General features: G+C 65.7%; 18 protein-coding genes and 1 other RNA gene. All 19 read left to right on the top strand.

The genetic code is table 11. The features are described 5' to 3' along the window. Positions 1–27: 27 nt before the first annotated feature. The 19 genes from rsmI to lpxC all read left to right on the top strand — a co-directional run bounded on the left by rsmI (position 28) and on the right by lpxC (position 20442). Positions 28–903 carry a 16S rRNA (cytidine(1402)-2'-O)-methyltransferase gene (rsmI, locus tag GPT33_RS02725; RefSeq protein WP_296805700.1) on the top strand — a complete coding sequence of 292 codons (876 nt, stop codon included), beginning with the start codon at positions 28–30 and terminating at the stop codon, positions 901–903. 73 nt (positions 904–976) lie between these two features. Next, positions 977–1348: RNase P RNA component class A (rnpB, locus tag GPT33_RS02720), an RNA gene on the top strand. A 322-nt stretch (positions 1349–1670) separates the two neighbouring features. Continuing rightward, positions 1671–2126 carry a division/cell wall cluster transcriptional repressor MraZ gene (mraZ, locus tag GPT33_RS02715; RefSeq protein ID WP_296805698.1) on the top strand — a complete coding sequence of 152 codons (456 nt, stop codon included), beginning with the start codon at positions 1671–1673 and terminating at the stop codon, positions 2124–2126. 10 nt (positions 2127–2136) lie between these two features. Beyond that, the gene (gene rsmH / locus GPT33_RS02710) at positions 2137–3069 is read left to right on the top strand and encodes a 16S rRNA (cytosine(1402)-N(4))-methyltransferase RsmH (RefSeq protein WP_296805696.1); all 933 of its coding nucleotides are present in this window, start codon (positions 2137–2139) and stop codon (positions 3067–3069) included. Next, positions 3066–3356: a cell division protein FtsL gene (gene ftsL / locus GPT33_RS02705; protein WP_296805694.1), complete on the top strand. Its 291-nt coding sequence runs from the start codon at positions 3066–3068 to the stop codon at positions 3354–3356. Before rsmH ends, ftsL begins: the two co-directional genes overlap by 4 nt. Then, positions 3343–5112: a penicillin-binding transpeptidase domain-containing protein gene (locus GPT33_RS02700; protein WP_296805692.1), complete on the top strand. Its 1770-nt coding sequence runs from the start codon at positions 3343–3345 to the stop codon at positions 5110–5112. The genes ftsL and GPT33_RS02700 overlap by 14 nt, the downstream gene beginning before the upstream one ends. Beyond that, complete coding sequence (gene murE, locus GPT33_RS02695) at positions 5109–6353, top strand: UDP-N-acetylmuramyl-tripeptide synthetase (protein ID WP_296805690.1); 1245 nt, start codon at positions 5109–5111, stop codon at positions 6351–6353. Before GPT33_RS02700 ends, murE begins: the two co-directional genes overlap by 4 nt. After that, a complete protein-coding gene (murF, locus tag GPT33_RS02690) occupies positions 6353–7711 on the top strand; it encodes a UDP-N-acetylmuramoyl-tripeptide--D-alanyl-D-alanine ligase (protein ID WP_296805688.1) in 1359 nt (452 codons plus the stop codon). The genes murE and murF overlap by 1 nt, the downstream gene beginning before the upstream one ends. Further along, positions 7712–8794 (top strand): phospho-N-acetylmuramoyl-pentapeptide-transferase, encoded by a 1083-nt coding sequence (gene mraY, locus GPT33_RS02685; RefSeq protein WP_296805685.1) that lies wholly within the window; start codon positions 7712–7714, stop codon positions 8792–8794. Positions 8795–8906: 112 nt separating this feature from the next. Continuing rightward, the gene (gene murD, locus GPT33_RS02680) at positions 8907–10259 is read left to right on the top strand and encodes a UDP-N-acetylmuramoyl-L-alanine--D-glutamate ligase (RefSeq protein WP_296805683.1); all 1353 of its coding nucleotides are present in this window, start codon (positions 8907–8909) and stop codon (positions 10257–10259) included. Then, positions 10256–11470, top strand: a complete 1215-nt coding sequence (gene ftsW, locus GPT33_RS02675) for a putative lipid II flippase FtsW (protein WP_296805681.1) — start codon at positions 10256–10258, stop codon at positions 11468–11470. Before murD ends, ftsW begins: the two co-directional genes overlap by 4 nt. Further along, positions 11455–12546 (top strand): undecaprenyldiphospho-muramoylpentapeptide beta-N-acetylglucosaminyltransferase, encoded by a 1092-nt coding sequence (gene murG, locus GPT33_RS02670; RefSeq protein ID WP_296805679.1) that lies wholly within the window; start codon positions 11455–11457, stop codon positions 12544–12546. Before ftsW ends, murG begins: the two co-directional genes overlap by 16 nt. Next, complete coding sequence (gene murC, locus GPT33_RS02665; protein ID WP_296805677.1) at positions 12546–13976, top strand: UDP-N-acetylmuramate--L-alanine ligase; 1431 nt, start codon at positions 12546–12548, stop codon at positions 13974–13976. Before murG ends, murC begins: the two co-directional genes overlap by 1 nt. Beyond that, complete coding sequence (gene murB / locus GPT33_RS02660) at positions 13973–14848, top strand: UDP-N-acetylmuramate dehydrogenase (RefSeq protein ID WP_296805675.1); 876 nt, start codon at positions 13973–13975, stop codon at positions 14846–14848. Before murC ends, murB begins: the two co-directional genes overlap by 4 nt. Beyond that, the gene (locus GPT33_RS02655; RefSeq protein ID WP_296805673.1) at positions 14845–15780 is read left to right on the top strand and encodes a D-alanine--D-alanine ligase; all 936 of its coding nucleotides are present in this window, start codon (positions 14845–14847) and stop codon (positions 15778–15780) included. The genes murB and GPT33_RS02655 overlap by 4 nt, the downstream gene beginning before the upstream one ends. Beyond that, positions 15773–16567: a cell division protein FtsQ/DivIB gene (locus tag GPT33_RS02650; RefSeq protein ID WP_296805671.1), complete on the top strand. Its 795-nt coding sequence runs from the start codon at positions 15773–15775 to the stop codon at positions 16565–16567. Before GPT33_RS02655 ends, GPT33_RS02650 begins: the two co-directional genes overlap by 8 nt. 6 nt (positions 16568–16573) lie before the next feature. Next, positions 16574–17809, top strand: coding sequence for a cell division protein FtsA (ftsA, locus tag GPT33_RS02645; protein WP_120796032.1), 1236 nt, complete (start codon positions 16574–16576; stop codon positions 17807–17809). Between the two features lie 303 nt (positions 17810–18112). Beyond that, positions 18113–19279 carry a cell division protein FtsZ gene (gene ftsZ, locus GPT33_RS02640; RefSeq protein WP_296805667.1) on the top strand — a complete coding sequence of 389 codons (1167 nt, stop codon included), beginning with the start codon at positions 18113–18115 and terminating at the stop codon, positions 19277–19279. Positions 19280–19530: 251 nt separating this feature from the next. Continuing rightward, positions 19531–20442: a UDP-3-O-acyl-N-acetylglucosamine deacetylase gene (gene lpxC / locus GPT33_RS02635; RefSeq protein WP_296805665.1), complete on the top strand. Its 912-nt coding sequence runs from the start codon at positions 19531–19533 to the stop codon at positions 20440–20442. The last annotated feature ends 81 nt before the right edge of the window (positions 20443–20523 follow it).

Here is a 20523-nt window from a genome sequence, read left to right as displayed (position 1 = left end):
TTCCGGTTCGAGACGTTGGGAGGCAGGGTGCAGCAGTCAGCGGGGGTACTATACGTGGTCGCCACGCCGATCGGCAATCTCGGGGACATGACCGATCGGGCACGTAAGGTGTTGAGCGAGGTCGATTTGATCGCGGCGGAGGATACCCGTCAGACGCTTCGGTTGCTGACTCATTTCGGCATCTCGTCCAAGCTCGTGGCCTACCACGACTACAACGAGGCCAGTGTTGCGCCGCGGCTCCTCGCCGAGATCGAGACCGGCCGGAGCGTCGCACTCGTCTCCGATGCGGGTACGCCGCTGATCAGTGATCCCGGGTTCAGCCTCGTGGCCGCGGCGCGCGAGCGTGGGTTGACCGTTGTGCCTGTGCCGGGCGCCAATGCCGCTATCTGCGCCCTCTCGGCGGCGGGTTTGCCGAGCGACCGCTTCTTGTTCGTCGGATTTCCACCGCGCACCCGATCGCATCGCCTTGTCTGGCTCGGCGAGCTCAAGGAAGAGCGGGGGACGCTGATCCTCTACGAGAGCGGCAAGCGGATCCTCGCCACCTTGCGTGATGTCGGCGAAGCGCTCGGCGAGACGCGGCGCTTGGTGCTGGCGCGCGAGTTGACCAAACACTTCGAGACCTTTCTCGCCGGCACGGCCTCCGAGTTGGCGCAGCGCCTCGAGGGCGACGCCGAGCAGCGTCTCGGCGAGCTCGTCGTCCTCGTCGAGGGGAACGCAGAGGCGGGCGATCCGGATCGGGCGGAGGCGGAGCGGGTTCTGCGCATCCTCGGCGAGACTTTACCCCTGGCTCAGGCCGTGGCGATCGCGGCGCGCCTGACCGGAGAGAAGAAGAACGCGCTTTACCGGCTGGGTCTCGATCTGGATCTAGGTCAGAGCGGCGCCGCGACGGTCGGCAAGGGATAAAGCGTACCGGTGCGGCACGCGTTCGCGATCGACCGAGACTCGAAGCCTCGGTCGACGCTATACTTTGCGGCTGGGAGTCGGCCGGACAGTCGCGCTCGCCCTTCGCGGCGAGGGAGGAAAGTCCGGGCTCCATAGGGCAGGGTGCCAGGTAACGCCTGGGGGGCGAGAGCCCACGGAAAGTGCCACAGAAAAGATACCGCCGATCCCGTCTTCATTACGGGAGGTAAGGGTGAAATGGTGCGGTAAGAGCGCACCGCGCTGGTGGCAACAGCAGCGGCAGGGTAAACCCCACCCGGAGCAAGACCAAATAGGGGGGCATGCAGCTTGGTGCTGCAGCGCGCGGCCCGCGCGTGCCCCCGGGTAGGTCGCTCGAGGCGTACGGTGACGTGCGTCCCAGATGAATGGCTGTCCCCGACAGAACCCGGCTTACAGGCCGGCTCCCAGACCCTCCACCAAACCCTCCCCCAGCGCCTCCCCCAGCCCCTTCCAGGGACCCGACCGACGGCACCCGGGCAGCCGCGCCCCGGTGGTTCGCCTCGCTTCTGTAAACCCTTATCAACTTTACCCGTTAGTTGCATGAAAACAAATGCATTACGCGAAGGTTATGCCGTGCTTGGAGCGCTGCATCTAAGTTGCTGTCTGCCAAGAATTAAAGCTGCGCATCGCCTTGACGATCCTATCGGGCAGCTCTAAGATGATCTCAAGGTGGGGAGAAGTGGGGAATTAGGGGGTAGTCGCCGGGCGCAAGTCACCACGGGGGGGCGGCCGTGTTTCGGGGGGTCTTCATCGTCAATCTCGACGTCAAAGGGCGTCTTGCGGTTCCGGCAAAATACCGCGAGCGGCTGCAGTCGTCGTGCAACTCCCAACTCGTCGTCACCGTCGACCGCGACCGTTGCCTTCTGCTCTACCCGGAACCCGAGTGGGAGCTGATCGAAGCAAAGCTCGCTGCTCTTCCCGCGTTCGACAGCGCGGCCCGTGCCATCCAGCGCCTTTACATCGGCAACGCGCAGGAGGTCGAGATGGATGCTCAAGGCCGAATCCTGCTGCCGCAGTACCTACGTGATTTCGCCTCGCTGGAAAAGCGCGTGGCCTTCGTCGGCCAGGGCTCGAAGTTCGAGCTTTGGGACGAGCCTGCATGGAACGCGCGCAACGAGGCGGCGCTCGGTGATGCGGGGATCGGAGAGTTGGCGACCGCAGCCGGGCTCGGCTCCTTGACGCTTTAAGAGTATTCCTTTGATCGAGCAACAACACCTGCCGGTGCTGCTGGAGGAGAGCGTGCACGCCTTGGTCGTGGATCCGAACGGTATCTATGTCGACGCCACCTTCGGGCGTGGCGGGCATAGTCGTGCCGTTCTGGCGCGACTCGGCGAGACCGGGCGCTTGATCGGCATCGATCGGGATCCCGAGGCGGTCTCCGCGGGGGATGCGCTTGCGCGTACCGATCGGCGATTCACGATGGTGTCCGGGCGCTTCGGCTCGATCAGCGAGCTGCTCGCGCAGATCGGCGTCCAGGGCAACCTCTGCGGCCTGTTGTTGGACTTCGGGGTGTCTTCGCCTCAGCTCGACACGCCGGAACGCGGCTTCAGTTTTTCGACCGAAGGTCCCTTGGATCTGAGAATGGACCCCACCCGCGGCGAGTCGGCGGCGCAATGGCTGGCCCATGCCTCCGATGCCGAGATCGTCGAAGTCTTGTTCGATTTCGGCGAGGAACGTTTCGCCCGACGCATCGCACGCAACATCGTTGCGCAGCGCAGCGAGAGCCCATTGACGACGACGACCCAGCTCGCCGCCTTGGTTGCGCGGTCGGTACCGACGCGCGAGCCCGGCAAGCACCCGGCGACGCGTACCTTCCAAGCGCTGCGCATCCGGATCAACGACGAACTCGAGGAGATCCAGGATTGCCTGCGCCAATCCTGCGAGCTCTTGGCGCACGCCGGACGGCTGGTCGTCATCAGTTTTCACTCCCTGGAGGACCGTATCGTCAAACGTTTCATGCGCTCGGAATCGCGAGGCCCGGTCCTGCCCAAGGGGCTTCCGGTAACCGCCGCCGAATCGCGCGGACGCTTGCGCATCCTGGGCAAGCCGGTGCGCCCTGCGCCCGCAGAGGTCGCATCCAATCCTCGTGCACGCAGCGCCATCATGCGCGTCGCGGAGCGGCTCACATGAGCGCCCGTCCGCTTTGGATTCTGGTCGGTTTGGCCTTGGCCGTCACCGTTTCGGCGATCGCCGTGGTGTACACCAAGTACCAGACGCGGCTCCATTTCAGTCACTTGCAGGAGTTGCGCGCCCAGCGCGACGCCGTCGACGTGGAGTGGAATCGGCTTCGTCTCGAGGAGGCCGCCCTTTCTACGCATGTTCGCGTCGAGCGCAAGGCCAGAGACCAGCTGGGGATGTTCAACCCGAGGTTCGAAGACGTCTTATTGATTGAGGGAGTCGGCCGTGTCTACCCGTAATCGTCGTGTCCGACGTCCCGAGCCGCGACGGGCCAGACCGAATCTCGCGCTGCGTCGCCGCCTGTTGGTCGGTCTCCTGTCGAGCGCCTTTGTCGTGCTTTCGGTGGCGGTTTTCTATCGCCAAGTCGTCGAGACCGACTATCTGCGCAGCGAAGGCGAGCGCCGTTATCTGCGCGTCGGCGAGATCGCCGCGCGCCGAGGCATGATCACCGACCGCAACGGCGAGCCGCTCGCGGTGAGCACGCCGGTGGAAACGGTCTGGGGCGAGCCGCGCAAGCTGGTCGAGCGACGTGACGTGATTCCGCCGTTGGCCCGCGCGCTGGGGCTCGAGCCGAATGCGCTGCAGGAACGGCTCGACGCCACCGCGGAGCGCGGGTTTCTCTATCTCAAGCGGCGTGTCAGCTTCGAGGAAGCGCGCGAGGTGCGGCAGGTCATCGCCGATCACGATCTCGTCGGCGTGGACTTCGAGACCGAGTACCGTCGCTTCTATCCGGGTGTCGAGGTCTTCGGGCACGTCCTGGGATTCACCGACATCGACGACAAGGGACAGGAGGGTATCGAGCTCACGTACGATTCCTGGCTGAAATCCGAGCCCGGACTGCGTCGGGTCATTCGCGACGGTCGGCAGCAGATCGTGCAGGAGATCGAGCAAGTCCGTGCTCCGCGTCAGGGTGCGGACCTCGCGCTCAGCCTCGACCGTCGCCTTCAGTTCCTCGCCTACCGCGAGCTGAAAGCCGCAGTTGCCGAGCACAAGGCCGTCGGCGGGACGCTGGTGGCCTTGGATGTCCAGACCGGCGAGATCCTCGCGATGGTCAACCAGCCGGGCTACAACCCGAACGCCCAACGCGGCGGCAGCAGCGAGCGTCGCCGCAATCGTGCCGTGACCGACGTCATGGAGCCGGGTTCGACGATCAAGCCGTTCGTCGTGGCTGCGGCACTGGAGCGGGGTTTGATCAAGCCGACGACCACGATCGCGACGCGGGGCGGGTCGTTGGCGGTCGGGCGCAACACGGTCAAGGACGTGCGCAATTACGGCAACCTCGACGTGACCGGTGTCATCACCAAATCGAGCAACGTCGGCGTCGTCAAGATCGCCCAGATGATGAGCTACGGTGATCTTTGGGGTCTTTACGATCAGCTCGGCTTCGGTCATGCGACCGCGGTCGGCGTGCCGGGCGAGAGCCGCGGCGTGCTGCGACATCATTCGACCTGGCGCGTCTTCGAGCATGCCACCCAGGCCTTCGGCTACGGCTTGTCGGTGACGGCGCTGCAACTGGCGCAAGCCTACGGGGTGTTGGCCGCGGACGGCATCAAGCGGCCGGTGACCCTAATGAAGCAGGATCCTGCCTCCCGAATGCAGGCGGGCGAGGAGACCCGTATTCTGAGCGCCGAAACGGCTCGCAAGGTGCGGGCGATGATGGAGACGGTGGTTTCCGATCAAGGCACCGCGAAACGTGCCGCCATTACCGGGTATCGAGTCGCCGGCAAGACCGGGACGGCCAAGAAATCGGCAGGACGCGCCGGCTACGGCGGCGGACGCTACCAGGCCGTGTTTGCCGGCTTTGCGCCTGCGGGCTCGCCGCGCTTGGTGATTGCGGTGATGATCGACGAGCCGAAGGGTAAGGCTTACTACGGCGGACTCGTGGCTGCGCCCGTCTTCCAGAAGGTGATGGAGGGCGCTTTACGGCTGTTCAATGTCCCGCCGGACGATCCGCAACCCTCGATGCTGCTGGCCCGACGCGAGGTCGAGCCATGATGGCGGATCGCCTCTTGGGCTCGCCGAACGCGTGTCCGGAGACCTTCTGCATCACCGGGGCGCGGGGAAAGACCAGCGTTGCCCACGCGCTTGCGCAGGTTTTGGCCGTGGAGATGCCGTGCGGCGTCATCGCCACGGTCGGCCACGGGTTTCCCGGCGACCTCAAGACGACCGGCGACCCCGCCGCTCGCAGCCTTCGGGCCATGCTCGAGGGGCTCTGTCTGCGCGGCGCCCGGGCCGTCGCCATCGAGGTCTCCTTCGACGAGCTCGCGCGCTCCCGAGTGGAGGACGTTCGTTTCACGCACGTGCTTTTCACCGGCATCGATGGGGTCGACCCGAGCGATACGGGCGTGTCCTCGGATCGCGCGAAGGCTGTCTTGCGCCTCTTCGGGTCTCCGGATCTGAAGTGGGCCGTCCTGAATCTGAGCGATCCCTTTTCGAAGACCATCGTGAACGCACTGCCCGCGGGGGTCGCCGTGGCGGGTTTCGTGGCGGATGCGAACGCGGCGCCGCCCGATGACGACGTACTCCGCGCATGCGCTATCCGAGTTCGTGCCGGCGAGATCGCAGCGATGCCGAGGGGGTTGCGGATGCGTGTCGCCTGCGAGACGCGCGATGCCTGTACCAAGGCGAATCTCGCCGTCGGTCTGATCGGCGCCTTCAATGCGACCAATCTTTTGGCCGTTTTGGCCGTGCTGCTCGCGCGCGGCCTTCCGCTGGAGCGCGCAGCGCGTGAGACGAGCCGCATTCAGGGTGTGCCAGGCCGCATGGAGTGTTTCGGCGGCGCGCAGACGCCGCTAGTCGTCGTCGACGAGGCCCGGACACCGGCCGCGCTCGAAACGGCTCTCGTGAATCTTCGCCGACACGGTCCGCGACGCATCTTCACGGTCTTCGGCTGCAACGGCGAGCGTGATCCCGCCATACGCCCCGTCATGGGTGCCATTGCCGAGCGTCTGAGCGACGAGGTGATCCTCGCCGACGACAATCCGCGCGGTGAGTGCGGCGAGACGATCGTCGCGGATATCCTCGCCGGCGTCGTCGATCCGAGCCGTGTGCGGGTGCGACGCCGACGCGCCCTCGCGATCCGCACCGCGATCACCCTCGCAGGCATCGGCGATGCCGTGCTCGTGGCCGGTAAAGGTCACGAGACAATCCAGGAGATGGGCGAGCTCAAGGTGCGCTTCAGCGATCGCGCCCAGGTCGTCGAGGCCCTGCGGGAATGGCAGGAGGGTCGTCGGTGATGTGGTCTCTCTCCGAAGCCGTTGCTCGCGCCGGTGGCCGTCTCGAGGGAGAGGATCGCCGCTTCGACTCGGTCGGCACCGACAGCCGTGCCGATTGCAGCGGCCAGCTCTTTGTCGCCCTGCGCGGCGAGCGCTTCGACGGGCATGACCATGTCGCCGCCGCGCACGCCGCCGGTGCCGTCGCGGCGATGGTCGATCATCCGCTTCCGGTGGATCTGCCGCAGTGGATCGTCGAGGACACTCGCGCCGGGCTCGGGGCCCTCGCCGCGGCTTGGCGCGATGTCTTCCCCGGGCGGGTCGTCGCCATCACGGGGAGCAACGGCAAGACCACGGTCAAGGAGATGGTTGCCGCCATTCTCGATCAGGTCGGCAGCGTCCGCGCGACCCGCGGCAATCTGAACAACGATATCGGGATGCCCTTGACCCTGTTGAGCGCCCGGGACGAAGACTTTCTCGTCCTGGAAATGGGTGCCAACCACCATGGCGAGATCGGCTACATGACCGACATCGCCGGTCCGGATGTCGCCCTCATCACCAATGCCGGCCGCGCTCACCTGGAGGGCTTCGGCAGCGTCGACGGCGTTGCCCATGCCAAAGGCGAGATCGCCCGCGGTCTGCCGAGCGAGGGGGTTTTCGTGTTCGCCGGCGATTCCCCGTACGCGGGTCTCTGGCGCGATCTGGCCGCGGGTCGTCGTACCCTGACGTTCGGACTGGGTGGCGACACAGACCTTCGGGCGGATCGCTCGGCGATCCGAGTCGAGTGGACCGAGGCGGGTTTTGCTACGCACGTCGTCGCGCATCACGAGGGCAAAGCGATCCCGATCACGCTGCGTTTGGCCGGCGAGCACAACGCCCGCAACGCTTTGGCCGCCGCGGCCACGGCGCTGGCGCTCGGGATCGAGCCTGGCGCGATCCAGGCGGGTCTCGCGACGCTGATGCCCGTGAAGGGTCGTCTCTGCCCCCTGCGGTGTGGCGAGGTCGGCGTCATCGACGACACCTACAACGCCAACCCGGACTCGATCGCCGCAGCGATTCAAGTCCTTGCCGGCCTGGCGGGCCGGCGCTGGCTGGTCTTGGGTGACCTCGCCGAACTGGGCCCGGAGGCCGACGCCTTGCACCGCGAGGTCGGCGAGAACGCGCGCGAGGCCGGCATCGATCGTCTTTTCAGCGTGGGTGTCCTGAGCGCGGCGGCGACGTCCGCCTTCGGTGACGGCGCACGCCACTTTTCCGACCAGGTGGATCTCGTGCGTGCGCTTCGAACCGAGATGTCCGCAGGTGACCGTATCCTGGTCAAGGGCTCCCGCTCCGCGCGGATGGAGCAGGTCGTCGAGGCGCTGTGCGCCGAAGGAGAGAGTTAGGTGTTGCTTTACCTTGCCGAATGGCTGTCGCAGTTTCAGACCGGATTCAATGTCTTCCGGTATCTGACCCTGCGCGCCATCATGGGCGTGCTCACGGCGCTCGCGATCGCTCTGCTCGTCGGCCGGCCGATGATCACCCGTTTGCGCGCCTACAAGGTCGGTCAGATGGTGCGCGACGACGGCCCGCAGAGTCATCTTTCCAAAGCCGGCACGCCCACCATGGGGGGTGCGCTCATCCTCGTCGCGGTCGCGGTGAGCACGCTGTTGTGGGCCGATCTGGACAACCGGTATGTCTGGATCGTGCTCCTGACCACGCTCGCGTTCGGCCTTGTCGGTCTGGTGGACGACTACAAGAAACTGGTGCTTCGCAACCCGCGCGGCTTGGCGGCGCGCTGGAAATATCTGTGGCAGACCGTCGCGGGCTTTTCCGCGGCGATCGCGCTCTATGTGACGGCAGGCTCGCCGGCGGAGACCGAGCTGCTGATTCCCTATCTGAAGGATGTCTCGATCCAGCTCGGGCCCTGGTTCATTCTGCTGACCTATTTCGTGATCGTCGGGGCCAGCAATGCAGTGAACCTGACCGATGGTCTGGACGGGCTCGCCGTCATGCCGACGGTCTTGGTTGCCGGCGCATTGGCGGTCTTCGTCTACGCCGCGAGTCATGGACCGATCTCCAGCTATCTCTTGATCCCGCACATCCCGGAGGTCGGCGAGCTGGTCGTCTTCTGCGGCGCTTTGGTCGGCGCGGGTTTGGGTTTTCTCTGGTTCAATGCCTATCCGGCGCAGGTTTTCATGGGCGACGTCGGCGCGCTGGCTCTGGGCGCCGCGCTCGGGGTCGTCGCGGTGGCGGCGCGTCAGGAGTTGGTGCTCTTCGTGATGGGCGGCGTCTTTGTCGTCGAAACCATCTCGGTGATGATGCAGGTGATGTCCTTCAAGCTCACGGGCAAACGCATCTTCCGCATGGCGCCGATCCATCATCATTTCGAGCTCAAAGGCTGGCCCGAGCCGCGCGTCATCGTCCGCTTCTGGATCGTGACGGTGGTTCTGGTGCTGGTCGGCTTGGCGAGTTTGAAGATCCGGTAAGCGCCGCGACAGCTTTGGGTTCGTCTAGGCTTTGATTCGACGGGGGGGGAATGAAAGCGATCGAAACGGACAAGTGCGGCAAGGGTCCGCGCATGTCTTCCGAGCAGGTACGATGAGTCTGGTGTCCGATACCGCGAAGACCCTGGTGGTCGGTCTCGGCAAGACAGGGATCTCCTGCGCCCGTTATTTGCGTTCGCAAGGCATCGCGACGGCCGTGACCGACTCGCGCGAGAATCCGCCGGGCTTGCAGCAGTTGCGCGAGGAGATGCCGGAGGTCGCGGTCTTCGTCGGCGGCTTCGAACAGGGTGTATTTGCGGCCGCCGCGCGATTGGTCGTCAGTCCGGGTGTGCCCGTCTCCGATCCCTCGATTCGGGATGCGACGGCACGCGGTGTCGAGGTCATCGGCGACATCGAGCTCTTCGCGCGTGCAGCTCAGGCGCCGATCTGCGCCATCACCGGATCGAACGGCAAGAGCACGGTGACGACCCTGGTCGGGCAGATGGCCGCGGCCGCCGGGCAGCGCGTCTCCGTCGGCGGAAATCTGGGCGAGCCCGCATTGGATCTGCTCGACCCCTCGATCGAGCGTTATGTCCTGGAGCTTTCGAGCTTCCAATTGGAGACCACCTTTAATCTCCGCGCCGATGTGGCGGTCGTCCTCAATGTTTCCGCCGACCACATGGACCGCTATCCCGACCTGGACGCCTATGCGCGGACCAAGGGGCGCATCTACCGGGGTGCGCGGGTCGCCGTCGTGAATCGCGACGATCCGATCGTCGTCGCCATGCCGAGGGAGGCCGTGCTCGAGATCGGATTTACCCTCGGCGAGCCGGCGGACGACGACTTCGGTCTGCGCGTCCACGACGGGGCACATTGGATCTGCCGAGGGATGCAACCCCTGATGCCGGCCTCCGAGGTCCGCATTGCGGGTCTGCACAACCTGGCGAACGCCCTTGCGGCCTTGGCTCTGGCCTGCGGATGCGGCCTGCCGATGGAGGATGCGTGTGCGGTCCTGCGTCGCTTCTCGGGCTTGCCCCACCGCAGCGAGCTGGTTGCCGAGCGCGACGGCGTGTGCTGGTACGACGATTCCAAGGGGACGAATCCCGGGGCGACCGTGGCTGCACTCGAAGGGTTGATTCCTCCCGGAAGCACCGGCCGTGCAGTCCTGATCGCCGGCGGCGATGGCAAAGGTGCCGACTTCGCGCCCTTGCGCTCGGCGGTGAAGCGTGCCGCGCGCGCTGTTGTTCTGATTGGACGGGACGCCGGGATCATCGCGCAGGCGCTGGACGGCGAGGTTCCTCTGGTGAATGCCTCAAGCATGCAGGATGCGGTCGCGCGGGCGGCGGCGATCGCCCGGCCCGGCGATACGGTTCTGCTCTCGCCGGCCTGCGCCAGTTTCGATATGTTCGAAAGTTACGAGCATCGCGGGCGGGCCTTCGCCGAGGCGGTGCGGGGTCTCGGAACATGACGGTCGCCGCCCGCCAGGTTCGTGGAAATCCAGCGCGCAACGCGCTCCGCAGGCGCGGGCGCTCGGTCGCCGGAGTGGACTACCCCTTACTTTTTTGCGCGCTCGGGTTGGTGGTGTTCGGCGTCGTGATGGTGGCCTCGGCATCGATGTCGATCGCGGCCAACTGCTGCGACGATCCCTTCCATTACGTGATGCGCCACGGCTTGGCGCTGGGGCTTGCCCTGACGCTGGCCGTGCTGGCCTACAGCGTGCCGGTCGATTGGTGGGAGCGCGGCGGGGTTTGGCTTTTCCTCGTCGGCCTTCTCTCGCTGGTGTTGGTCCTGGTGCCGGGTGTGGGGCGCGAGGTCAACGGTGCGACGCGCTGGATCCCGCTTGGTCCGCTGAATCTTCAGCCCTCCGAGTTGGTGAAGCTGTTTTCGATCATCTATGTTTCCGGATACCTGGTCCGCCATGCCGACGACGTCGTCAACCGGATCTCGGGTTTCATCCGGCCTATGATTTTGATCGGAATCGCCGGTGCATTGATTCTCCAGCAGCCGGATTTCGGGACGACCGCGGTCATGCTGGCGACCGTCATGGGCCTGCTTTTTTTGGGCGGTGTGAGCCTCATGCCCTTCGTGGTCTTGTTCCTGGTCGTCGCCGCCGGACTCTTGGTGCTGGTCGTCATCTCGCCCTATCGATTACAGCGCGTGACCTCGTTTCTCGATCCCTTTCAGGACCCTTTCAATACGGGCTATCAGTTGAGCCAGGCCTTGATCGCCTTCGGTCGGGGCGAATGGCTCGGTGTGGGACTGGGCAACGGGATCCAGAAGCAGTTCTTCCTGCCGGAGGCCCATACGGACTTCATTGCATCGGTCGTGGGCGAGGAGCTCGGTCTGGTCGGGATGCTGATGCTGATCGCGGCATTCGCGTTCCTGACCTGGCGGGCCTTCTCGATCGGGGCGCGCGCGGAGGCTCTCGGCGAACGTTTCTCCGCCTATGTCGCCCAGGGGATCGGACTCGGTCTTGGCCTGCAGGCCTTCGTGAATATCGGCGTAAATGTCGGGATGTTGCCGACCAAGGGTTTAACGCTGCCCTTTATGAGCTACGGGAGCAACAGCCTGATCGCCGCCTGTATGGCGATCGCGATCCTGCTGCGGATCGATGCGACGGTGCGTCGCATCGAGGCCGAGAAGGGACCCACACGGGGGCTGCCATGGGTACGAGCGTAGCCGTCATGGCCGGGGGCACCGGCGGGCATGTCTTTCCCGCGCTCGCGGTCGCCGAGCGTCTTCGCGAGCAGGGCGTAGGTGTCTTCTGGATCGGCACGCGTCGCGGGATGGAGTCGCGTCTGGTGCCCGAGCACGGCTTGGAGATGGAGTGGATCCGCATCGAAGGGTTGCGGGGAAAGGGGATCACTCAGATCCTCGGCGCTCCCTTCAAGATCGCGGTTGCACTCTGGCAGGCCGCGCGGATCCTGCGTCGGCGTCGTCCTTCGGTGGTGTTGGGGATGGGTGGATTCGCCTCCGGCCCCGGTGGTCTGGCGGCCCGGGCATTGGGTCTGCCGCTGGTGATCCACGAGCAGAACTTCGTGCCAGGGATGACCAACCAGTGGTTGGCGCGGATCGCCACGCGCGTGTTCGAGGCATTTCCCGGGAGCTTCCCGGATGCGCGTGGTGCGCAAGCCTGCGGAAATCCGGTGCGCCGCGCGATCGTCGATCTGCCGCCGCCGCGCGAGCGTCTGGCGCGGCACCGAACGGAAAGCCCTGCCGAGCGGGCTCGGCTGCTGATTCTGGGGGGCTCGCTCGGGGCTCAAGTTCTCAACGAGATGGTCCCTGCAGCGTTGGCGGGGCTGCCGGAAGCGCTGCGTCCGAGCGTGCGCCATCAGGCCGGCGAGCGCACGCTTGAGACGGCGCGTGCGGGCTATCGTGCGGTCGGTGTCGAGGCGGATATCGTCCCCTTTATCAGCGACATGGCCGCGGCTTACGGTTGGGCCGACCTCGTCGTCTGCCGGGCCGGTGCGCTCACGGTCTCGGAGCTGGCCGCCGCCGGCGTTGCCTCGGTTTTGGTGCCCTATCCGTTTGCGGTCGACGACCATCAAGTCGGCAACGCCCGCTATCTGGCCGATGTCGGCGCAGCGCGACTCGTCATTCAGCGCGATCTCACGGTTGCCGGTTTGACCGCACTGCTCCATGAATTGTTGGGCGATCGCGAGACCCTGTCGGCGATGGCCGATGCGGCCCGCGAGCGCGCGCAGCCGGATGCCGCCGGACGGATCGCGGCTGCTTGCTTAGAGGTTGCCGGTTGATGAACGCACATCTACAACATACCGCCGCCCGGATGGGGCGTGTTCGCCGACTCCACTTCGTCGGGGTCGGCGGCTCCGGCATGAGCGGCATCGCCGAGCTGATGGCCAATCTGGGCTACGAGGTTGCGGGTTCGGATCTGCGCGCGAGCGATGCGACGCGTCGCCTCGAGGGGTTGGGTGTCGAGATCTTCATCGGACACCGGGCCGAACAGGTCGCGGATGCCGACGCCGTCGTGGTGTCGAGCGCGATCGACGAGACCAATCCCGAGATTCAGCGTGCGCGCGCCGGACGTATCCCGATCGTGCGTCGTGCCGAGATGCTCGCCGAGCTGATGCGCTTCTACTACGGCGTCGCGGTGGCCGGCACTCACGGCAAGACGACGACGACCAGTCTGGTCGCAAGCATCCTGGCCGAGGGCGGGCTGGACCCGACCTTCGTGATCGGCGGTCGACTCAACAGCGCGGGCGCCAATGCCAAGCTGGGGACCACCAAATATCTGGTCGCCGAGGCCGACGAGAGCGACGCCTCGTTCCTCTATCTGCAGCCCATGATCTCGATCGTCACCAATATCGATGCCGATCACATGCGCACTTACGGCAACGACTTCAATCGGTTGCGCAGCACCTTCATGGAGTTTCTGCATCACCTGCCCTTCTACGGGCTCGCGGTGCTTTGCATCGACGACGACGAGATTCGCGCCTTGGTCGAGACCGTGCCGCGCCCCGTGCGCACCTACGGCACCCGTCCGGAGGCCGACGTGCGTGCGGTCGATATCCGGCAGGACGGCATGCGCACCCGCTTTCTCGTCGAGGCTCGGGACCTCGAGTCACCGTTGGAGATCGATCTCAACCTGCCCGGCCGGCACAACGTGCTGAACGCCTTGGCCGCGATCAGCGTCGCGCTCGAGCTGGGTGTCGAGGAGGAGGCGATCGCGCGCGCCCTGTCCCGCTTCGAAGGGGTTGGACGTCGCTTCATGATCAGCGAGCTGACCGACACACGCGGTCGCCGACTGCTCTTGGTCGATGACTACGGGCACCACCCGCGCGAGATTGCGGCCACGCTGGCGGCCGCGCGCGCCGGTTGGCCCGGACGCCGACTGGTCTTGGTCTTCCAACCCCATCGGTATACGCGGACCCAAGAGCAGTTCGAGGATTTCGTTGCGGTTCTGTCGAGCCCGGACGCGCTCGTCTTGTGCGAGGTCTACCCGGCCGGCGAGGCGCCGATCGCCGGTGCCGACGGGCGCGCACTGAGCCGTGCGATCCGTACGCGCGGCGAGCTGGATCCGGTGTTCGCACAGGCGATCGACGAGGTGCCGGGTCTTTTGGACAACCTGGCGCTCGACGGCGATATGGTGTTGGTGATGGGTGCCGGCGACATCGGCGGCCTGGCGGCACGTCTGCCGAGCCTGATGGTCCGGTCGGAGGCATGATGGGCGAGCTGCGCGAGGGCGAGCCGCTCTCCCGCCATACCAGTTGGCGGGTCGGCGGGCCTGCGCGCCGCTTCTATCGGCCGTCGGACGCGGCGGATCTGGCCACCTTCCTGGCGCGGCTCGACCCGCAGGAGCCGCTCTTGTGGCTTGGGCTCGGGAGCAATCTGCTGGTGGACGACGCTGGGTTTCCCGGCACCGTGATCCAGACCCAGGCATGTCTGACGCGTTTGGAGCGAAGGGGCGCGACCGGGATTCATGCCGAATCCGGTGTCTCCTGCGCCAAGGTGGCGCGTTTCGCCTCGCGGCACGATTTGGTCGGGTGCGAGTTTCTCGCCGGCATCCCCGGCACCATGGGTGGCGCGCTGGCCATGAATGCGGGCGCCTGGGGCGGCGAGACCTGGGTGCATGTGATTTCGGTGCGGACCATCGATCGCGTCGGTCGGATTCGCGAGCGGGTGCCGGGCGATTTCTCGATCGGCTACCGCGAGGTGGTCGGTCCTCCCGGCGAGTGGTTCCTGGACGTCGCGCTCGAGCTTGCCCCCGGCGACGGTCAGGCGGGGATGGCGCGGATTCGCGAGCTGCTCGACCGGCGTGCGCAGACGCAACCCGTGGGGTTACCGAGCTGCGGATCGGTGTTCCGCAATCCGCCCGGCGATCATGCCGCGCGTCTGATCGAGGCGGAAGGGCTCAAGGGTTATCGGATCGGCGGTGCTCAGGTGTCCGAGAAGCACGCGAATTTCATCATCAACACAGGCGAGGCCAGTGCCGCGGACATCCGCGAGCTGATCGACCTGGTGCAGCGTCGGGTCGAGGACGCCACCGGCGTCAGACTGGTGCCCGAGGTCAAACACATTTCCGGAGAGCATCCATGACACCAGAGAGAATCCAGGCGCGCGCTCGGTTCGGCAAGGTCGCAGTGCTCCTCGGCGGGCGCGCGGCGGAGCGCGAGATCTCGCTCAAGAGCGGAAGTGCCGTGCTGGCGGCTCTGCTGCGTCAGGGCATCGACGCCCATGCGTTGGATCCGGACGAGCGGGTTCTCGAACATCTGCGCACCGGCGGCTTCGATCGCGCCTTCATCATTCTGCACGGGCGCGGCGGCGAAGACGGTCAGATCCAGGGCGCCTTGGAGACCATCGGGATGCCCTACACGGGCTCCGGTGTGCTGGGCTCGGCGCTCGGCATGGACAAGTATCGCTGCAAGCTGGCCTGGGCCGGGTGCGGCCTGCCGACGGCCGCCTCGGCGCTGCTGCGCACGGACGCCGATCTGGCGGCTGCCGAGGCGCTCGGCTTCCCGCTCATGATCAAGCCGGTCCACGAGGGATCGAGCATCGGGATGGCGCGCGTCGAGGACACGGAGTCACTCGCCGAAGCCTGGCGCACGGCCCGGGGTTACGACGCCCTGGTCCTCGCCGAGCGGTGGATTCACGGCGCCGAGTACACCTGCGCCGTTCTCGGACAGGAGGCGCTCCCCATGATCCGGCTCGAAACGCCGCACGCCTTTTACGACTTCGAGGCCAAGTATCGGGCGGACAGCACGCGCTATCACTGCCCCTGCGGTCTGCCCGAAGCGGAGGAGTCACGTCTGCAGCGACTCGCGCTCGATGCCTTCGAGGCCACCGGCGCGAGTGGTTGGGGCCGGGTCGACCTGATGGTCGACGGGAGCGGGGAGCCGTTCCTACTGGAAATCAACACGGTGCCGGGCATGACCGACCACAGCCTCGTCCCGATGGCCGCGCAGGTGGCTGGGCTGGACTTCGACACCCTGGTTTGGCGAATCCTGGAGACGAGTCTCGACCGTGGCTGATCCGGCACGCATAAGCCCCCCGGTCGTGGAGGCGCGTCCGCGTCGCTCCGGACGTTGGCTCGCTCTGGTCGGGTTCCTCCTGATCTCGGTCATGGCGAGCGGCGTTTGGCTGCTCGGTCATTGGGAGCCGCAGTTGTTGCCCGTGCGCATCATCGCCGTGGAGGGCGAGCTGCATCATCACTCCTCGCGATTATTGCAGGAGACCATCAGCGAGCGGCTGCGCGGCGGCATCCTGACGGCGGATTTGAAGGATCTGAAGCAGGCGGCCGAGGACTTGGCCTGGGTCGGTCGCGCCACCGTGCGACGCGTCTGGCCGGATCGGCTGCAGGTCGAGGTCGAGGAGCATCGCCCGATCGCGCGCTGGAATCGCGACGGTCTGGTGACCGCCGAGGGCATCGTTTTTCGGCCTGGCACGGGCACGGTCCCGGCGGGTCTGCCGCTGCTCGAAGGCGAGGATCGACGTGCGCCGGAGGTGGCGAAGCGCTATGCGCAGTGGCGCGACGATCTGATGTTGATCGGCCATTTGATCCAGACCCTCTCGGTCGACCCGCGTGGGGCCTGGCGGGTCGAGCTGGTCATGGGGGTCGAGTTATATCTCGGCACGGAGGATGTCGATCAACGGCTTGCGCGCTATATCGCCAGCGCGACACAGTTGGAGGCGGCCGGGCAGCCGCTGGTGGTGGACCTGCGCTACAGCAACGGTTTCGCCGTGAAATGGGCAGCGAACGCCGAGCCGCAGGCTCGTGCGACAACGGATCGCCCGAGGCGATCCGGCAAACGAGGATAAGACCGGATGTCGAGACGTAACGACAAGAATCTATTGGTGGGGCTGGATATCGGGACCTCGAAGGTGGCCGCCTTGGTCGGCGAGCTCAAGGACGACAACCAGATCGAGATCATCGGTATCGGCACGCACCCCTCGCGGGGGCTGAAGAAAGGCGTGGTCGTCGACATCGAGTCGACCGTCCAGTCGATTCAGCGCGCGGTCGAAGAGGCCGAGCTGATGGCGGGCTGCGAGATCCACTCGGTGCATGCCGGGATCGCCGGCAGCCACGTGCGCAGCCTCAACTCGCACGGCATCACCGCGATCAAGGAGGTCGAGGTGACGCAGGCCGACGTCGACCGGGTCATCGATGCGGCACGTGCGGTGGCGATCCCGGCCGATCAGAAGATCCTGCACATCCTGCCGCAGGAATTCATCATCGACGACCAGGAGGGCATCCGCGAGCCGATCGGGATGTGCGGGGTGCGGCTGGAAGCCCGCGTGCACATGGTCACGGGTGCGGTGAGTGCCGCACAAAACATCATCAAGTGCATCCGGCGCTGCGGACTCGAGGTCGACGACCTGGTTCTCGCGCAGCTGAGCTCGAGCTATTCGGTGCTCGGCGACGACGAGAAGGAGCTCGGCGTCTGTGTCGTCGACATCGGCGGCGGGACGACGGATCTTGCCGTCTTCACCGACGGGGCGATTCGCCACACCGCGGTGATTCCGATCGCCGGCGATCAGGTGACCAACGACATCGCGGTGGCGCTGCGCACGCCGACGCAGCATGCCGAGCTGATCAAGGTCAAGCATGCCTGCGCCTTGGCGCAGCTGGCGGCCAACAGCGAGTCCATCGAGGTGCCGAGCATCGGCGATCGCCCGCCGCGGCGACTCTCGCGCCAAACCCTGGCCGAGGTGGTGGAGCCGCGCTACGAAGAGCTTCTGACCCTGCTGCACAACGAGCTGCGCCGCAGCGGTTTCGAGGATCTGGTCGCGGGAGGCGTGGTGCTGACCGGCGGCAGCTCGAAGATGGACGGACTGATCGAGCTGGCCGAGGAGGTCTTCCACATGCCGGTTCGGCTCGGGGTCCCGCAGTACGTGATCGGGATGGACGAGGTGGTGAACAATCCGATCTATTCGACCGGCGTCGGCCTGCTGATGTACGCGCGTCAGCACCGCTTTTCGCGGCGGCCCGAGATCGGTGATTCCGCCGGATTGCGAGGCGCGTGGTCGCGGATGCGGAGCTGGTTCCAGGGCAATTTTTAGTTAAACCGCGTACGGTGCGACATGCGGTGTTGGCCTGTCGGGCGAGCCTTGCACAGATCCGGGCGTGTCGCAGTTCACGCGGTTTAAGTGGGCGGTTGATTCTGCTCCGGGGCTCATGCCCCGTCGCAGGTAGGTTGGGATGGGGTGTTCAATCAAACCCTATCGGTCGGGGGCCGCGGCCTGCGGTCCGGGGCTGCGGCACATGTCGTGTCGTGGCGGTGTCGGGGGGGCGTGCGCGCTGAAGCGTGCACGTACGAGGTTTCATAGGTCGTGCAACAAACGAATTCGAGAGGAGACAACAGCATGTTTGAGCTCATGGATACCCACAGTCAGAACGCTGTCATCAAGGTTGTCGGGGTCGGTGGCGGCGGCGGGAACGCGGTCAACCACATGGTCGCGGCCACCATCGAAGGGGTGGACTTCATCTGCGCCAACACGGACGCGCAGGCGCTGAAGAGCTCGCAGGTGAAGACGATCCTTCAGCTCGGCGCCGGTATCACCAAAGGCTTGGGCGCCGGTGCCGACCCCGAGGTGGGGCGCAATTCCGCGATGGAGGATCGCGATCGGATCCAAGAGGCCCTCGACGGCGCGGACATGGTCTTCATCACTGCGGGCATGGGCGGCGGGACCGGCACGGGTGCGGCCCCGGTCGTGGCGCAGGTGGCCAAGGAGCTCGGCATCCTCACGGTTGCCGTCGTCACCAAGCCGTTCCCGTTCGAGGGGACCAAACGTCGCCGCATCGCCGAGGAAGGCATCGCGGAGTTGGCCAAGCACGTCGACTCCTTGATCACGATCCCCAACGAAAAGCTCTTGGCGGTGCTGGGTAAGGACATGAGCCTGCTCGGTGCCTTCAGTGCCGCCAACGACGTGCTGTTGCATGCAACGCAGGGCATCGCCGAGCTGATCACCCGTCCGGGCTTGATCAACGTCGACTTCGCCGACGTCAAGACGGTGATGTCCGAGATGGGTGTTGCCATGATGGGAACGGGCGCTGCGCGCGGCGAGCATCGTGCTCGCGAGGCCGCTGAGGCGGCCATCCGCAGCCCGCTCTTGGAGGACATCGACCTCGCCGGAGCGAAGGGCATCCTGGTCAACATCACCGCCGGATTGAGTCTGACGATCGGCGAGTTCGACGAGGTCGGCAACACGGTGCGTGATTTCGCCGACGACGATGCGACCGTCGTGGTCGGCACCGTGATCGACCCGGCGCTGGACGACGAGCTGCGTGTCACTGTCGTGGCGACCGGCTTGGGCGAGCGTCGTGTCACGCTCAAGCGGCAAGGTGCCCAAGAGGCCGCCGCAATGCACCTGGTCAGCGGTGGCAACAACGAGACTGCACCCAACTACAACGATCTCGGTCGTCCCGCCATCTATCGTCGCGGCGGCGCCGCGGCGGTCGCCGAGGCGGTCGTGGAGAGCGATCTCGACTATCTCGATATTCCGGCGTTTCTGCGCCGGCAGGCGGATTGATCAGGGGTTTCCCTGTATCAAATAGTTCTTCTAAAACAGTCGCCTTCAAAAAGGTTCGTTGTTGATCTTGATAAACGTCGGGGAAAACCCTAAGCTTGTCGGCAGGTGGCTCGCATGCGAGCCGCAAAACAACATGACGAATGGAAAACGATCGTGGTTCCGGCACGGATTCGCTGGGCCACGTTCGGTCGTCGATCAGCCGGCAACGGATGCCGATAGCCGCCACGGCTTGCGATGGGAGACCTCGACCGATGCTCAAGCAGCGTACCTTGAAGAATGTGATCCGGGCGACCGGCGTCGGCCTGCATACCGGCGAGAAGATCCCCCTGACCTTGCGGCCGGCGGCTCCCGATACGGGCATCATTTTCCGTCGGGTCGACTTGGACGTGCCTGTCGAGATCAAGGCGACACCCTTCAACGTGGGCGATACTCGGCTGTCCACCACGCTGGTCAAGGGCGATGTTCGCGTCTCGACGGTCGAGCACCTACTGTCGGCCTTTGCCGGACTCGGGATCGACAATGCATATGTGGATGTCGGCGCGGCAGAGGTGCCGATCATGGACGGCAGTGCCGGGCCCTTCGTGTTCCTGGTGCAGTCGGCCGGGATGGAAGAACAGAATCGCGCCAAGCGCTTTATCCGAATCAAGCGGCCGGTCGAGGTGCGCGACGGCGACAAGTTCGCACGCTTTTCGCCTTACAACGGCTTCAAGGTCGAGTTTTCGATCGACTTCGACCATCCCGCATTCCACGCGCGGTCCAATCGGGCGATCGTGGATTTCTCGACCTCATCGTTCGTGAAGGAGGTGAGTCGGGCGCGAACCTTCGGTTTCCTGCGCGAGATCGAGGCATTGCGTGCACAGAATCTTGCCCTGGGCGGCAGTCTGGACAACGCGGTCGTCGTGGACGAATACCGTGTGCTCAACGACGAAGGTTTGCGCTACGAAGACGAGTTCGTGAAGCACAAGATCCTGGATGCGATCGGCGACCTCTATCTTTTAGGCCATACCCTGATCGGGTCCTTCCAGGCACACAAGTCAGGGCATGCGCTCAACAACAACCTCCTGCGTGCGCTGGTGGCCGACGTCGACGCCTGGGAAGAGGTGGTGTTCGAGGACTCCGCCGAGTCTCCCATCTGCTATGCGCACCCGGTGGCGCTGGCTTAGTCCGCCTTCGGAGCAGGGGTCTCGCCGGCGCCGGGCGATCCAGGCGACTCATCCCCTACGTCCCCGGCCGTCGCCCTGGCG

The sequence above is a fragment of the Thiocapsa sp. genome, from assembly GCF_011390875.1.
Taxonomy (GTDB): Bacteria; Pseudomonadota; Gammaproteobacteria; order Chromatiales; family Chromatiaceae; genus Thiocapsa.
Note: the sequence above shows the minus strand (reverse complement) of the source record. Positions and strands in the feature narration are given on the sequence as shown.